The 15012-nt window shown below is 69.0% G+C and carries 12 protein-coding genes and 2 pseudogenes; 9 read left to right on the top strand and 5 right to left on the bottom strand.

From position 1 onward, the window contains the following. Nucleotides 1-3: 3 nt before the first annotated feature. The gene (locus ABT115_RS00795; protein WP_351782295.1) at nt 4-2964 is read left to right on the top strand and encodes an SCO1167/SCO6262 family helicase; all 2961 of its coding nucleotides are present in this window, start codon (nt 4-6) and stop codon (nt 2962-2964) included. Continuing rightward, nucleotides 2961-4277, top strand: a complete 1317-nt coding sequence (locus tag ABT115_RS00790) for an SWIM zinc finger family protein (protein ID WP_351782292.1) — start codon at nt 2961-2963, stop codon at nt 4275-4277. Before ABT115_RS00795 ends, ABT115_RS00790 begins: the two co-directional genes overlap by 4 nt. A 51-nt stretch (nt 4278-4328) precedes the next feature. Here ABT115_RS00790 and ABT115_RS00785 read toward each other — a convergent pair whose 3' ends face one another. Next, nucleotides 4329-4640, bottom strand: a complete 312-nt coding sequence (locus ABT115_RS00785) for a hypothetical protein (protein WP_351782289.1) — start codon at nt 4638-4640, stop codon at nt 4329-4331. Between the two features lie 403 nt (nt 4641-5043). On the opposite strand from ABT115_RS00785, the gene ABT115_RS00780 reads away from it, so the two are divergent. Both ABT115_RS00780 and ABT115_RS00775 read left to right on the top strand, forming a co-directional pair. Continuing rightward, nucleotides 5044-5775, top strand: coding sequence for a DUF7873 family protein (locus tag ABT115_RS00780; protein WP_351782286.1), 732 nt, complete (start codon nt 5044-5046; stop codon nt 5773-5775). 31 nt (nt 5776-5806) lie between these two features. Then, nucleotides 5807-5892, top strand: a pseudogene (locus tag ABT115_RS00775). A gap of 316 nt (nt 5893-6208) precedes the next feature. Here ABT115_RS00775 and ABT115_RS00770 read toward each other — a convergent pair. Both ABT115_RS00770 and ABT115_RS00765 read right to left on the bottom strand, forming a co-directional pair. Continuing rightward, a complete protein-coding gene (locus ABT115_RS00770; RefSeq protein ID WP_351782283.1) occupies nt 6209-6826 on the bottom strand; it encodes a cysteine peptidase family C39 domain-containing protein in 618 nt (205 codons plus the stop codon). A 118-nt stretch (nt 6827-6944) separates the two neighbouring features. Beyond that, nucleotides 6945-7069 (bottom strand): annotated as a pseudogene (locus ABT115_RS00765) (aminotransferase); the annotation flags it as partial. Between the two features lie 273 nt (nt 7070-7342). Between ABT115_RS00765 and ABT115_RS00755 the strand changes: the two are divergent. Beyond that, nucleotides 7343-7849 carry a cupin domain-containing protein gene (locus ABT115_RS00755; protein ID WP_351783017.1) on the top strand — a complete coding sequence of 169 codons (507 nt, stop codon included), beginning with the start codon at nt 7343-7345 and terminating at the stop codon, nt 7847-7849. A gap of 284 nt (nt 7850-8133) precedes the next feature. Next, nucleotides 8134-8496: a cupin domain-containing protein gene (locus ABT115_RS00750; protein ID WP_351782280.1), complete on the top strand. Its 363-nt coding sequence runs from the start codon at nt 8134-8136 to the stop codon at nt 8494-8496. Between the two features lie 4 nt (nt 8497-8500). Here the strand turns inward: ABT115_RS00750 and ABT115_RS00745 are convergent, their stop codons facing one another. Both ABT115_RS00745 and ABT115_RS00740 read right to left on the bottom strand, forming a co-directional pair. Then, nucleotides 8501-9838 carry an MFS transporter gene (locus ABT115_RS00745; protein ID WP_351782277.1) on the bottom strand — a complete coding sequence of 446 codons (1338 nt, stop codon included), beginning with the start codon at nt 9836-9838 and terminating at the stop codon, nt 8501-8503. A gap of 196 nt (nt 9839-10034) precedes the next feature. Then, the gene (locus tag ABT115_RS00740) at nt 10035-10991 is read right to left on the bottom strand and encodes a glycerophosphodiester phosphodiesterase (RefSeq protein WP_351782274.1); all 957 of its coding nucleotides are present in this window, start codon (nt 10989-10991) and stop codon (nt 10035-10037) included. Between the two features lie 215 nt (nt 10992-11206). On the opposite strand from ABT115_RS00740, the gene ABT115_RS00735 reads away from it, so the two are divergent. From ABT115_RS00735 to ABT115_RS00725, 3 genes are all read left to right on the top strand, one after another. Beyond that, on the top strand, nt 11207-12094 hold the full coding sequence (locus ABT115_RS00735) for an MHYT domain-containing protein (RefSeq protein WP_351782271.1): 888 nt from the start codon (nt 11207-11209) through the stop codon (nt 12092-12094). A 62-nt stretch (nt 12095-12156) separates the two neighbouring features. Further along, nucleotides 12157-14277 carry an excinuclease ABC subunit UvrB gene (gene uvrB, locus ABT115_RS00730; RefSeq protein WP_351782268.1) on the top strand — a complete coding sequence of 707 codons (2121 nt, stop codon included), beginning with the start codon at nt 12157-12159 and terminating at the stop codon, nt 14275-14277. A gap of 132 nt (nt 14278-14409) precedes the next feature. Beyond that, nucleotides 14410-14988 carry a TerD family protein gene (locus ABT115_RS00725; protein WP_073747806.1) on the top strand — a complete coding sequence of 193 codons (579 nt, stop codon included), beginning with the start codon at nt 14410-14412 and terminating at the stop codon, nt 14986-14988. The last annotated feature ends 24 nt before the right edge of the window (nt 14989-15012 follow it).

Genomic DNA, 15012 nt, shown 5'->3' with positions numbered 1-15012 from the left:
CCGATGATCACGGCGCAGCACCAGCTGGACGCGGCGGCTGTCCGCCTCACGCGCTGTGCCGCTGTCTTCCTGCCCGCATCGCTGCCGAGGAACGGGCGCGTCGCCTTCTGGGATCCCGATAGGGGCTCTCTCCCGGAGCCGGATACTTTCTCCGGACACTCCGAAGACCTTGAGAGTTCCGCACCCGGCGCGACTGCCGCCGAGATCACCGTCGTCCGCAGCCACGGACAGCGGGACGGCGTCCGGCGGCGTACGGTGCCCGCCCTACTGCTGTCCGTGGCCGATGCTGTGCCGTTGTTGGCCGGTGCCCGGCACCAGCAGTCCGCCCACCCTGCCACCCGCTGCTGGGGCGCCGCCGCACTTCACGCGCTCAACCTGGCGGCGCGCGGCAGGCTGCTCCCTGGCCTGACGGGCGACGACCACGACGCCTGGCGGGCCGGACCGCGCGACGCCGAGGACATCGCCCATCTCCGCGCGATCGCCGCCGCCATGCCGGTCGAGGGGCACGCGGTCCCGCTCCCGGACCGCACACCGCTCCGGCTCCCCGATCCCGAGTGGCTGCTCGGGGCCTTCCTCGACGCGGTGGCCGACACCCTGCCCCGTACACCCGCCGCGGCGTATGCGATGGGGGCACCCTTCGCGGCCCGTGAGGCTCAGCATCTGCCAGGCGCCCGTGACTGGGCCGTCGAAGTCGCGACCGGGCTCGATGCGGGTGTACGGGTGTCGCTGCGCCTGGACCTGTCGGCGTACGAGCTCTTCGACACGGCCGATACGCACGACAGCCCCGACGGCAACGACGCCGTCGACGGCAACAGCGTCCTGGACGTGGGCACGGATGCCCGGCCCGGTGCCGCGCGCCACGCCGCCGCGGCCATCACCCAGGTGCACAGCCTGGCCGACCCGACCTATGTCGCCGACGCCGCCGCACTGTGGAACGGCGGAGCCGGAGAGCAGTTCGGTCCGCGCGCCAGGATCGACGCCGTGCTCGCGCTGCGCCGCGCCGCCCGTATCTGGGCGCCGCTGGAGCGACTGCTGGACCAGCCGGTGCCCGATGTGCTCGCACTCGAAGAAGACGAGTTGTACGAGCTGCTGAGCGACGCCGGGACCCGGCTGGCGGAGGCCGGGGTCAGCGTCCACTGGCCCAGAGAACTCGCCCGGTCGCTCACCGCCGCCGCCGTCGTGCGGCCCGCACCCGGCTCGGCCACCGACGGCACCTCGTTCTTCGACGCCGAGCAGCTCTTCGCCTTCAACTGGCAGTTGTCGCTGGGCAACGAGCAGCTCACCGAGGCGGAGATGGACGTCCTGGCGGAGGCCCACCGGCCCGTGGTGCGGCTGCGGGACCAGTGGGTCGTCGTCGACCCCGCGCTCGTACGCAAGGCACGCAAGCGGGAGTTGGGCCTGCTCGATCCGGTCGACGCCCTCGCCGTTGCCCTGACCGGCAGCGCCGAGGTCGACGGCGAGCAGGTCGAAGCGGTGCCGGTCGGGGCGCTGGCCGCACTCCGTACCCGTATCACCGCCGAGGACACCGCCATCGCCCCGCCGCCCGGCCTGGACGCCACGCTCCGCGACTACCAACTGCGCGGCCTCGCCTGGCTGGACCGGATGACCTCACTCGGCCTCGGCGGTTGCCTCGCCGACGACATGGGCCTGGGCAAGACGATCACCCTCATCGCCCTGCATCTGCACCGGGCCCACTCCGCGCCCACCCTCGTGATCTGCCCCGCCTCCCTCCTGGGCAACTGGCACCGGGAGATCAACCGCTTCGCTCCGGGGGTCCCCGTGCGTCGCTTCCACGGCACCGACCGCACACTCGCCGAACCCGACGGAGGCTTCGTCCTCACCACATACGGCACGATGCGTTCGAGCGCGGCGCAACTCGCCGGCCACAGCTGGGGACTGATCGTCGCAGACGAGGCCCAGCACGTGAAGAACCCGCACTCCTCCACGGCGAAGGCGCTGCGCACCATCCCGGCTCCGGCCAGAGTCGCCCTCACCGGCACCCCCGTGGAGAACAACCTCTCCGAGCTGTGGGCCCTGCTCGACTGGACCACCCCCGGACTGCTCGGCCCCCTCAAGGCGTTCCGGGCCCGGCACGCCCGTATCGTCGAGAACACCGGGACGGCTGCCGGGCTCGCCAACGACGAAGCGGTCGAACGGCTTTCCCGGCTGGTCCGGCCCTTTCTCCTGCGCCGGAAGAAGTCCGACCCGGGCATCGCCCCCGAGCTGCCGCCCAAGACGGAGACCGACCACCCCGTCTTCCTCACCCGCGAGCAGGCCACGCTCTACGAGGCAGCGGTCCGCGAGACGATGGCGTTCATCGAAGCCTCGGAAGGCATCGCCCGCCGCGGTCTGATCATGAAACTGCTGGCCTCGCTCAAGCAGATCTGCAACCACCCCGCGCAGTATCTGAAGGAGGAACCGACCCGCCTCGTCGGCCGTTCGGGAAAGCTCGCCCTGCTGGACGAACTCCTCGACACGATCCTCGCCGAGGACGGCTCCGCCCTCATCTTCACCCAGTACGTGACGATGGCCCGGCTCCTCTCCGCCCACCTCGCCTCGCGCGCCATACCCTCTCAACTCCTTCACGGCGGTACGCCGGTGGCCGAGCGGGAGCGGATGGTGGACCGCTTCCAGTCCGGCGAGGTTCCGGTCTTCCTGCTCTCCCTCAAGGCGGCGGGTACCGGGCTGAATCTCACCAGGGCCGCCCACGTCATCCATTACGACCGGTGGTGGAACCCGGCCGTCGAGGAACAGGCCACAGACCGGGCGTACCGCATCGGCCAGACGCAACCCGTGCAAGTGCACCGGCTGATCGCGGAAGGCACGGTCGAGGACCGGATCGCCGAGCTGCTGCGGACCAAGCGGGTCCTGGCCGACGCGGTCCTCGGCGCCGGCGAGGCCGCGCTGACCGAGCTCAGCGATCGTGACCTGGCCGATCTCGTCTCGCTCCGGAGGCCTTCATGAGCCCCCGTCCCCAGCCCCGTCCTTACGCCCGCCCCGAGCCCCGCCCTGTCGCACGCTCGCGTCCCGGCCCCGACGATCTGCGGCGCACCTTCGAGGCCGTGCCGCCCCGCACGTCCGACGGCGACGAACCCTTCGCGGACAGCTGGTGGGGGCGCGCCTGGGTGGCCGCCCTGGAGTCCCTGCCGATGGACGAGGGACGCCTCTCCCGTGGCCGTACGTACGCCGACAGCGGCAAGGTCGCAGCGATCACCGTCACGCCCGGACGAGTCGTCGCCTACGTCCACGGCAGCCGCCCCCGCCCCTACCGCGCCGAGCTGCGTCTGAGGTCGCTCACCGACGTCGACTGGGACACGTTCCTGGACGTGGTCGCCGCCCGCCCCGGTCACCTTGCCGCGCTGCTCACCAAAAAGATGCCGAACTCGCTGGCCGACACCGCGGCCGAGGCCGGTGTCGGACTGCTGCCCACCGCGGGCGACCTCGACCCCGGCTGCTCCTGTCCCGACCACGGCTGGCCCTGCAAGCATGTGGCCGCCCTCTGCTACCAGATGGCCCGGCTCCTGGACGCCGACCCGTTCGTCCTTCTGCTGCTGCGCGGCCGGGGCGAGCGTGAACTCCTCGAGGAGCTGGGCCGTCGCAACGCCGCACGCTCCGCCAGGGAACGCCCCAAGGCCCCCGCCACCCCCTCCGTACCCGCTCGAGAAGCCCTCGCCGACCGCTACCTGCCGCCGCTCCCCGCCCCGCTCCCGGTCCTGCCACATCCCGGGCAGCCACCCTCGTACCCGAGCCTGCCCGGCGTCCGCGACCCGCTCGCCCTCGACCACCTTGCCACGCATGCGGCGGCCCGTGCGCACACGCTCCTCACCACCGGCCTCGACCCGCTCGCCGGCCTCACCCCCTGGCAGGACGCGGTACGACTGGCCGCGTCCCGTCACACCGCCGGACTCACCGCAACCACTCGCGCCCTCTACCGCGAGCTGGCGTACGCCACCGGCCGCACACCCACCGACCTGGCCCGAGCCGTTGCGGCCTGGCGCCAGGGCGGCGCCGAAGGGCTGGCCGTCCTCGAAACGCCCTGGGATCCTCCAGCCGGCCCCTTCGACCGGGCCCGCCCCGCACTCGCAGCCGCCGAATTCCCCCGCTTCCACCCCTGGCGCAACCACCTCACGCACCCCAGCGGCACGCTCCAGCTCCGCTTCGGCCATGACGGCCGCTGGTACGGCTACGAATCCGAGCCGGGCGAGAACGACTGGTGGCCCCGCGCCACCTCGGACTCCGACCCGGTGGGTGTGCTCATGGAACTCAGCGGAGGCTGAACACACGCCGGACCCGGTCTCGCACCGCACTCGCCCGGCCCGGTCCGGACCTCAGGAATTCTGCAGATAGACGAAGAGAACGATCAGCAACACGGCGGCGATCGGCAGCATGATCAGCCGTGCCTTGCGAAACCCCTCGTTCTCTTGCTGGGACAGGCCCCGGTCGGCACCGTGCACCGATGCCAGATGCTCCCCGGCCATGTCGGTGATCTTCTTGATGGTCAGCAGTGACGGCGACCAGTCGCAGTGGGTGCACACGAGGAAGTCGCGGTACGGGTCGTACCGGAAGTCCCGCTCGATATTGACCGTGAATACCTGACCGTCCGGTGTCGTGGCCGTGAAGTGACGTACTGGCGTGCCCATGTGGATCGTTCCCCGTTCCGTGCCTGTGTCTGGTCCCGTACCCGGCCGCGGCACAGTATCCGACCCGACCGCTCCCGCTCCCGTCGCCGTCAGTGAGGCAGTACGGCATCAACGACATCCCGGGCGAATTCGGGCGGCACCGGTTCGCGGCGAAGCAGCGAGTCCTGCGCATTCCCGGCCGTCCTGGATGGTCAGTCCGGTCGGGAAGCGAAAGCGCGGTGTGACCTCCTCGCCGATGGATGCCAACGGCCGATCACATCAAGTCCGCCGTCGGCGGGTTCGGTGCCGACGAAGAGCCCGCCTGAACCGCGAGACCCGAGGCCCGGGCATTGCGAGAACCTGAGGTGCTGGCACCTCGAATAAGTTTTTGTCCCGGCCGAGTTGGCGCTGCTAGTTTGCGCGAGTGGCGAAACTCAATCAGATCATCGCAGTGGAGAAGGGCGTCAAGTCCAAGGCTCACCAGGACCTGACGGCGGCGCATCACGGCCTTCAGAAGACCGGTCTGCTGGCCGGGATCTCCCGGACGTATCAGCCGAAGGACGAGGAGGGCGAGCAGTTGCCGCCCGAGTCGACCCTGGTGCAGATCAAGGCCGAGGACGTGCTGCGGGAGACCGCGACGACCCTGACCCGGCTCTTCGATGTGACCGCCACGAAGGACTGGGCGAACTGTTCGGCCCGCGCGGATGTGAAGGTCGACGGACGGGTACTCGTGAGCGAGGTGCCGGTGTCGTATCTGCTCTTCCTGGAGAAGCAACTGACGGACATCAACACCTTTGTTCGCAAGCTTCCGGTGCTCGACGCCTCCGAGGCCTGGACCCAGGACCCGTCGACGGACTCCTGGAAGACCGAGCCGGTGCGGACTCTTCGTACGAAGAAGGTGCCCCGCAACCATGTGAAGGCGGAGGCCACCGACAAGCACCCGGCGCAGGTCGAGGTGTACTACGAGGACATACCGATCGGGTACTGGACGACTGTGAAGTTCTCCGGAGCCCTTCCCGCGCGGCGCGTCAACGATTTGCTGGACCGGGTGGAGAAACTCCAGCAGGCCGTGAAGTTCGCCCGCGAGGAGGCCAACGGCGTGGACGTCACCGACCAGCGGGTGGGTGATGCGGTATTCGGTTACCTCTTCGGGTGACCGACCATGGATTCCCCGGCCGTTCATCACGGCTGGGGTGCGCGAGGAGCGCAAGCTGAAACTGAAGCTTGTCGTGACGACGCGGTTCCAGTGGAGGTTCGAGTCCTCCCCCCGGCATTCCGTGCCGCCCGCACATGAACAAGCCGGGGTAGCCCAAATGGCAGAGGCAGACCGCGATCAATCTCAGACTCTTGCTCCAGACTCAGCATTCGCCACCCATCGCCGAATCAAACGGGCCCGTGCCCATGGGCGTCGAGATGCCGGTTCGACTCCGGCTCGCAGAGCTTCGATCTGCGGTCGTCTAAAGGCAGGACGCGGCGACATAAACCTGACATGGGTCCTTAAAAGTATCGGCGTGCCGAATGGGTGGCATCTTCAGGGCTCGGGGGCCGGCTATGCCCCCGGGCCCGCTCCCGTTTCCCGGAACGTCCCCTCACACGCCCGCGGGCAGTGACACCCCGCGCCCCGCGAAGAAGCGCTCGAATTCGGGCAGCGGAAGCTCCGCTGCGCGCGTCCCGGCCGTTGTGCCGGACGGGTTGTGGAAGTGGACGCCGGTGCCGTCGGCCGTACGGGACGTCAGCAGCACCAAATGCCCGCCCCGCCCCGGAGCGGGCCGCTGCGGATGGCGGATGCCGTAGTGTACCGAGGCCATGACCGTCCGGCCGCCGTCGAGCAGACCGAGGATCTCCTGCGACGAGAGATGACGGTGGACCGTGACGTCGAGGCCGTGCGCCTCCCTTGCATACTCTGCGAAGGGGGCGTAGATCAGGCCCCGAATCACCCCCTCCGCATCCTCCGTGTACGCGCCGTACTTGAGCGCACCGTCGCGCAGCGCGAACAGCGACGGGGCCCCGGCGCCGAGTGCCATGCGCAGACAGGTCATACCGCACAGATGACCGGACCAGCGCGCGTACTCGGTCGGTGATGCGGCGCCCGACTCCGCCCAGGCCGGGTCGGTGGCCGGATCGAGTCCGCCCTCCACGATCGGGCCGACGAGCTCGAACGAGGCGAACTGGGTGAGGACGGGAAAACGGCAGGCGAGGCAGGTCACCAGGGGTATCCGATCACTGGCGGTATCCGGTCAGGAAGCGGCCGATGCGGCTGATCGCCGCGTCGAGGTCGTCAGCGTACGGGAGTGTCAGGATCCGGAAGTGGTCGGGCCGCGGCCAGTTCCAGTCCGAGGCCCCGCCGCAGCTGTAGTGCACGGCCTTGCCGCCCGCGAGGGTCACCACCGCGTCCACAGCGGAAAGTCGGGGGCCGGGATCAGCACCTCGTCGCCATCCTCCAGTACGGAGATGGTCCGGCCGCCCACGCCGATGCCCGTATCGCACTCGATGTCGAGGCCTGCCTGGCGCTCGGACAGGGTGATCTGACGCTTGCTGAGGCCGTCAAACACGGACGTATCGAGGTATCGGGTGACGGGCCACTCGCTGTCGAACTTCGCGGCGAGTGGCCGCCGGACAGAAAGGGTTCCGCGGCTCAACTCGCGGGTAGCGTGGGGGCATTCGGGATGTCCGGTTCGGGATGTCCAGGACGCTTCCGGGACGCTGAGGCAGAGGAGTCGTGGGTGAAGGCCGGCAGACAGCAGGGCAGCCGCGGGCGACGGGCACGGCAGGGACGGCTCGCCAAGGCTCTTGTCATAGGCGGCTGCGCGGCCGCGCTCGGCTTCGTACCGTCGGCGGCCGTCGCCACACCCGGCAGCGGTGTGAGCGGCACGGTGGTCGCGAAGGGCACATCGCAGGGAAAGTTGAAGGTGAAGACCCCGAACGGCCGCACGGATGTGACCTTTCGGACCATCACCGTCGAGCCGGGCGGCTCCACCGGCTGGCACACCCATAGCGGGCAGCTGATCGCAGTCGTCGAGTCCGGGACGCTGACGCGCACTCTGGACGACTGCTCGGTCGAGGTGACGCCTGCGGGCTCGTCCTTCATCGAGCCGTCCGGGGCCGATCACCGCCACATCGGACGCAACCTGGGAACCGAGCCCGTCGTGCTTTGGGTGACCTATCTGCTGCCCGAGGGCAGTGCGCTCTCCGATGACGCCGACGCGGTGGAGTGCGACGCGAAGAAGTAGCGAACGACGCTCGCCCGCGACATGTCACTGAATCCGACGCACGGCTGCCGCTCAGAGGCGGAAGCGGTCGCCACCGTGGGGGATGCCCCGGTCCGTGACGCACCCACCCGGCCCAGGCGGGGTGCGGCACGCCGTCCGGCGCCAATGGCGCACGTGGCGCTCGCCGGCCGACAGCCCGCCCTCAAACGTGCGGAAGGGGCACCGGCCGCATCACCCGTCCCCTCCGCACGTTCTCCCAGTCCTGGTGCCAAGTCGCCCCGAACCGGTCGCTAGGGTGACTCGCCATGACCACACTTGATCAAGCTCCTGCCTCATTTGCCGTGCACATTCCGGACGCCGAACTCGAACCGGAACCGCTCGACCCCGCACAGATCGTCTCGGGCGAGCCCGTGGTGACCGGCAAGGTGCTCTGGGAGTCGCCCGACGGCAAGCAGATGCGCGGGATCTGGCAGATCACGCCGGGCGTGGTCACCGACACGGAGGCCAACGAGCTGTTCGTGGTCGTCAGCGGGCGCGCGACCGTGGTGGTCGAGGGCGGGGCGACGCTGGAGGTCGGGCCGGGGGACGCCTGCGTACTGCGCGAGGGCGACCGAACGACGTGGACCGTGCACGAGACGTTGCGCAAGGCCTACCACATCAGTCTCTGAAACCTCAGAGGTCGGTGCTGGGTGCAGATGTGCCTGCTGCGCCGGGTGAGTCGGGCGCAACGGGTGCGGTCGGCCGGGCGAGCGCCCGGCGCAGCGCCAGTGCCGCCATCGGCAGCAACAGACATGCTCCGACCACGTTCAGCCAGCCGTAGCCCGCCCGGGCGACGATCACTCCGGCGATCGCTCCGCCGATGCCCGCCGCCGTGTTCATGGTCAGGTCCGACAGACCCTGCACCGCGGCGCGGGCGGGCTGCGGTACGGAGTCGGTGAGCAGCGCCGAACCGGCGACCAGCCCGGCCGACCAGCCGAGTCCGAGCAGGAACAGGCCTGCCGCCGTCTGACCATGGCTGGGGCCCGCTGTGCCGGCCAGGAGTGCGGCGCAGCAGAGCAGCCCGACCGCAAGACCGATCACGGCGAGCCGACCGAATCGGTCCGACAGCCAGCCCATCACCGGGGAGAATGCGTACATACCCGCGATGTGGCCGCTGATGACCAGGCCGATGAGCTGGAGTCCTGCGCCGTGATGGCCCAGATCGACCGGGGTCATCACCATGATCGAGACCATTACGGTGTGCGAGACGGCCACCGTCACCAACGCCAGCCGCGCCATCGGAGACGCCCGGACCGCTGCGACGCCGGCACGCAGTGAACGGCCTGAGGGGGAATCATTGTCCTGCGGCGCCAGCGCCCGCGCGGTGAGCAGCGGGTCCGGCCGCAGCAGCACGCCGACCACCACGGCGGCCAACAGGAAGATCCCGGCTGCGAAGAAGAACGGGCCCGCCTGCTCCGATATCGCGGTGCCGCGGAAGACATGCCCCGCCGGGGCCGCGATGTTCGGTCCCAGAACCGAACCGATCGTCGTCGCCCAGATGACGGTGGAGATCGCCCGGCCGCGCCGGTCGGGCTCGACCAGATCCGCAGCGGCGAACCGGGCCTGCAGATTGGCCGAGGAACCGGCACCGAACCCGGCCATGCCGAGCAGCAGCAGCGGGAAGCTCTCCACGACGGTGGCCAGTACCACGAGCCCCGCGCCGAGCGCACCGATCAGATATGCCAGTACGAGACCGGGGCGCCGGCCGCGTGAAGTCATCAGCGCGGCCAGCGGCAGCGACAGCAGCGCGGTACCCACCACCGAAGCGGTCGGGGCCAGGCCGGACAGCGCCTCGGAGCCGCTCACCTCCGTGGCCAGGACGGGGGCCAGGGCGATACCGATGGGCACACCGAGGCCGCCGAGTATCTGGCTGACTACGAGCACCGCTGACGTTCTGCGCTGCAATCGGGGCAGCTCGGCCGCCGTTATCCGGCCGGCGGGGGTGTCAGGTGTATCGAGGTTGTTGGTCACTGGCGCAGTGTGCCAGTCCGTACACAGGTACGGAACCAGGGTCCGTCCGAGGCACGGACCGGGCACGGATCGCACCACCACCGGCAGCGGACTGGACCCCATGGCCGCCCCGACCGCCTGCGCCGCGCCCGGCTGCCCCGCGCGCTCGGCGAGGTCCCCGGCGACGACCCTGGCTGGGGAGACGGGCGGCGAGCTGTCAGCCCGTGGCCTCGCGTACCACATCGGGGGTGTTGGTGATGATCCCGTCGACGCCGAAGCCGTCCATCTTCGCCGCGGTCGCCGCGTCGTTGACCGTCCAGGTGTTGACCCGGAGCTTCTTGCCGTGTGCGCCCTTCAGCGCGTGCACCGCCGTCACGTAGTCGGCTGAGATCGACGTGTGCGAGGGGTTGATCTGGTCGGTGAACGCTGCGTACGAGGGCAGATCGGCCACCGCGGGGGTGCCGAGGAAGCCGGTCGTGATGTCCGGACGCCGCTGGTGCACCTTCTTCACGCTTTCCGCGCCGAAGCTCTGGATGACGAGCTTGTTGTTGACGTGGTTGCGGTCGAGCCACCCCTCCTCGCTCAGCACCCGCAGGGTCTCCTTCTCGATGCCCGGGTAGATCTCCGGGCTCTTGATCTCCAGCAGCAGCTTCTGGTGGTTGCGCTCGATCCGGTCCAGGTACTGCTTGAGGGTGGGTACCCGGGTTCCGGCAAACTGCGGACCGAACCAGCTGCCCGCGTCCAACTGGGCGATCTCGGCGGCCGTGAAGTCCTTGACCGCCCACGGCGCACGGTCCGGGAAGACCTCCTCGACGTTGGTGGTCCGCTTCAGATCGGTGTCGTGCATGACCACCAGCACGCCGTCCTTTGTCAACTGGACATCGTTCTCCACCCAGTCGAAGCCGAGGGCGTCGGCCTTGTCGACGGCGGCCAGGGTGTTCTCCGGCGCATAGGCCGAAGCGCCCCGGTGGGCGAAGACGACCGGGGCGCCCGGCTTCGCGTCCGCGGTCCGGGCACTCACGGTCTGTATGCCCGTGCCTGTGCCCGTGCTCCCGTGACCAGCCGTGGCCGTGCCTCTGCCCGTTGTCTGCGTATCGGCGGTCGACATCAGCAACGAGCCGGCACCCATGAGGGCGGCGGCAGCGACGGCGGCGGTTGCGGTGCGTGCGTACACGTGTACTCCTTGCGTCAGAGCTGCGGACGGACCGAGAGTGGCAGCTGCCCCGCAACGGGGGGCAGGCGAAGGATGGCCATTTCGTGAACGTCGCTGTTGAGGCCGGGGCACGGGCCGATTTCCACGTCGATAAAATGCAGCTCTTCTGTTTGTCTGCCGGGCCGTGCGGCTTAGGGTCACCCCCGAATCCGGGCTTCCGTGAAGGGCGTACGAGCATGCAGGGCACGATCGACGGTTTCAGCTACGGAGCGGTGACGCCCGTCGTGGCCTTCCTCATGGCTTGCCTCGGGGCGGCCCTCGGGCTGCGGTGCACGGCCCGTTCGCTGCGCACCGAGCGTTCCTTCAAGGCCGGGTGGCTGGCCCTCGGTGCGACATCCATAGGCTCCGGCATCTGGACGATGCACTTCATTGCGATGATCGGCTTCTCCGTCGAAGGGGTGACCATCAGCTATGACAAGCCGATCACCTTCGCCAGCCTCGCCGTCGCGATCGGCATGGTCGCCATCGGTATCTTCATCGTCGGGTACCGGGGCGCCACCCGGATGGCAATGGTGACAGGCGGCACCATTACCGGGCTGGGCGTGGCCACCATGCACTACCTGGGCATGGCCGGCATGCGTTTTGAGGGGCAGTTCGAGTACGACACGATCACCGTGGCCCTCTCCGTCGTCATAGCCGTGGTGGCTGCCACGACCGCATTCTGGGCGGCCGTGTCCATTGACGGCTTCCTGCCCAGTCTCGGCGCCGGCGTCGTGATGGGCGTCGCGGTGAGCGGCATGCACTACACGGGCATGGCCGCGCTGAGTGTCCATCTGCACCCCGGCGCCCTCGCCGACACGGCTTCGGCCGGCGGACGGACCGCCCCCCTCATACCGCTGCTGATCGGCCCCGGCTGCTTCCTGCTCCTCGCAGCGGTGGTCGTGATGTTCGACCCCCTGATGGTGATGGGCACCCCGGACTGGGACGACCCCAGGGCCATGAACGGGGCCGGACGGCCCCCCGGAGTCCCGGCCCAGCGGCAGGTTCCGCGGTTCGGAACACATGCCGACCCGGCGTCGTTCCACTCCCGGACGCGGGATCCCGCACCGCCGGAAGAATGGTGACCACGCCCCGGCACTGCGGCTGACCCGGCCCGGTTGTCAGTGATGGGTCGTACGGTGGTTGCATGCGGCCCGTTTCGAAGATCGAACGTTCGGTGGCGCCTTTCGAGGTCGTCAGTCCTTACCAGCCCAGCGGCGACCAGCCCGCGGCCATCGCTGAGCTGGAGCGGCGCATCCGTGCGGATGAGAAGAATGTCGTCCTGCTCGGCGCGACCGGCACCGGCAAGTCGGCGACCACCGCCTGGATGATCGAGAAACTTCAGCGCCCCACCCTCGTGATGGCGCCGAACAAAACGCTCGCGGCCCAGCTGGCGAACGAGTTCCGCGAGCTGCTGCCCAACAACGCCGTCGAGTACTTCGTCTCGTACTACGACTATTACCAGCCCGAGGCGTACGTCCCGCAGTCGGACACCTACATCGAGAAGGATTCATCGATCAACGAGGAGGTCGAGCGGCTGCGCCACTCCGCGACGAATTCGCTGCTCACCCGGCGAGATGTCGTCGTGGTCGCCTCCGTCTCCTGCATCTATGGCCTCGGTACGCCCCAGGAGTACGTGGACCGGATGGTCCAGCTCAAGGTCGGCGACGAGATCGACCGCGACCAGCTGCTGCGCCGCTTCGTCGAGATCCAGTACAGCCGCAACGACCTCGCGTTCACCCGGGGCACCTTCCGGGTCCGCGGCGACACCATCGAGATCTTCCCGGTCTACGAGGAACTCGCTGTCCGAATCGAGATGTTCGGCGACGAGATCGAGGCGCTTTCCACTCTCCACCCGCTCACCGGCGAGGTCATCAGCGAGGACCAGTCCCTTCACGTCTTCCCCGCCAGCCACTACGTCGCAGGCCCCGAGCGCATGGAGAAGGCGGTCAACGGCATCGAGCAGGAGCTGGAGCAGCGCCTCGCCGAGCTGGAGAAGCAGGGCAAGATGCTGGAGGCCCAGCGGCTGCGGATGCGTACCACGTACGACATCGAGATGCTCCGGCAGATCGGCACCTGCTCCGGCGTCGAGAACTACTCGATGCACTTCGACGGCCGCTCACCCGGCACCGCCCCCAACACTCTCCTCGACTACTTTCCCGAGGATTTTCTCCTCGTCCTCGACGAGTCGCATGTCACTGTGCCGCAGATCGGCGCCATGTACGAGGGTGACGCCTCCCGCAAGCGAACCCTCGTCGACCACGGCTTCCGGCTCCCCTCCGCGCTCGACAACCGCCCGCTGAAGTGGGAGGAGTTCCTGAGCCGGATCAACCAGACCGTCTATCTCTCCGCCACACCCGGGAAGTACGAGCTCTCCAGGGGAGACGGCTTCGTGGAGCAGATCATCCGCCCCACCGGCCTCGTCGACCCGGAGGTCGTCGTCAAGCCCACCGAGGGGCAGATCGACGACCTGGTGCACGAGATCCGCACGCGCGCCGAGAAGGACGAGCGGGTCCTGGTCACCACCCTCACCAAGAAGATGGCCGAGGACCTCACCGACTACTTCCTGGAGCTCGGTATTCAGGTCCGCTATCTGCACAGCGACGTCGACACCCTGCGCCGCATCGAGTTGCTGCGCGAGCTGCGCTCCGGTGAGTACGACGTACTGGTCGGTATCAACCTCCTGCGCGAGGGCCTCGACCTGCCCGAGGTGTCGCTTGTCGCCATCCTCGACGCGGACAAGCAGGGCTTCCTGCGCTCGGGGACGTCCCTGATCCAGACCATCGGGCGCGCCGCCCGTAACGTGTCGGGGCAGGTCCATATGTACGCGGACAAGATCACCCCGGCGATGGCGCAGGCCATCGACGAGACCAATCGTCGCCGCGAGAAGCAGATCGCCTACAACACCGAGCGCGGGCTCGACCCGCAGCCGCTGCGCAAGAAGATCAACGACATCGTCGCGACGATCGCCCGCGAGGAGGTCGACACCGAGCAGCTGCTCGGCACCGGCTACCGCCAGGCGAAGGGTGCCAAGGCCCCCGTGCCCACGCTGGGCGTCAAGGCAGCCGGCTCCAAGGAGGCCGGAGGCTACGGCGCGGTGGTCACCGACCGGCCCGCCGCCGAACTCGCCGGAATCATCGAGGAGATGACCGACCGGATGAGGGCAGCCGCTGCTGACCTGCAGTTCGAAGTGGCGGCCCGGCTGCGCGACGAGGTCGGTGAGCTGAAGAAGGAGTTGCGCCAAATGCGGGAGGCGGGTCTCGCTTGACCCCGTCGCACCTGGTGTGTTGCAGCACCGACACAAAAACACCTCAAGCGGCTGCATTCTCGGCGTGACTGCGTAGGGTGCTGTGAAAACCGCGCACGGACGGTTGCGGGGCAAGCGGAGAGGGGACAGCGCGTGACGGTCAATATGACCAAGGGTCAGGCCATCAGCCTGCAGAAGAGCGACGGGGGGACCCTGACCGCAGTACGGATGGGGCTCGGCTGGCAGGCGGCGCCGCGCCGCGGTCTGTTCGGTTCACGAACGAGGGAGATCGACCTCGACGCTTCGGCGGTGCTGTTCGCCGACAAGCAGCCGGTCGACGTGGTCTTCTTCCGGCACCTCGTCAGTGACGACGGCTCGGTCAAGCACACCGGCGACAACCTGGTGGGCGGCGCCGGTTCCGGCGGCGACGACGAGGCGATCCTCGTCGATCTGCAGCGGGTGCCGGTCCACATCGACCAGATCGTCTTCACGGTGAATTCCTTCACCGGCCAGACGTTCCAGGAGGTGCAGAACGCCTTCTGTCGCATCGTCGACGAGACCAACGGGCAGGAGCTCGCCCGCTACACGCTGGACGGCGGCGGGCAGTACACCGCCCAGATCATGGCGAAGGTGCACCGTTCGGGGAACGGGTGGCAGATGACCGCCCTCGGCAATCCCGCCAACGGCCGCACCTTCCAGGACCTGATGCCGGCGATCCTGCCGCACCTGTAGGCACGGCCGGACCAGCCGGTCGAC

Source organism: Streptomyces sp. NPDC001832 (assembly GCF_040297265.1).
GTDB lineage: Bacteria > Actinomycetota > Actinomycetes > Streptomycetales > Streptomycetaceae > Streptomyces.
The sequence above is the reverse complement of the archived record's forward strand: the minus strand, read 5'-3'. Positions and strand labels throughout refer to the sequence as shown.

What these genes read in the sequence shown, in the direction of transcription:
- ABT115_RS00795 (WP_351782295.1), top strand. Translation starts at nt 4, where the DNA reads ATGATCACGGCGCAGCACCAGCTGGACGCGGCGGCTGTCCGCCTCACG.
- ABT115_RS00790 (WP_351782292.1), top strand. Translation starts at nt 2,961, where the DNA reads ATGAGCCCCCGTCCCCAGCCCCGTCCTTACGCCCGCCCCGAGCCCCGC.
- ABT115_RS00785 (WP_351782289.1), bottom strand. Translation starts at nt 4,640, where the DNA reads ATGGGCACGCCAGTACGTCACTTCACGGCCACGACACCGGACGGTCAG.
- ABT115_RS00750 (WP_351782280.1), top strand. Translation starts at nt 8,134, where the DNA reads ATGACCACACTTGATCAAGCTCCTGCCTCATTTGCCGTGCACATTCCG.
- ABT115_RS00735 (WP_351782271.1), top strand. Translation starts at nt 11,207, where the DNA reads ATGCAGGGCACGATCGACGGTTTCAGCTACGGAGCGGTGACGCCCGTC.
- uvrB (WP_351782268.1), top strand. Translation starts at nt 12,157, where the DNA reads ATGCGGCCCGTTTCGAAGATCGAACGTTCGGTGGCGCCTTTCGAGGTC.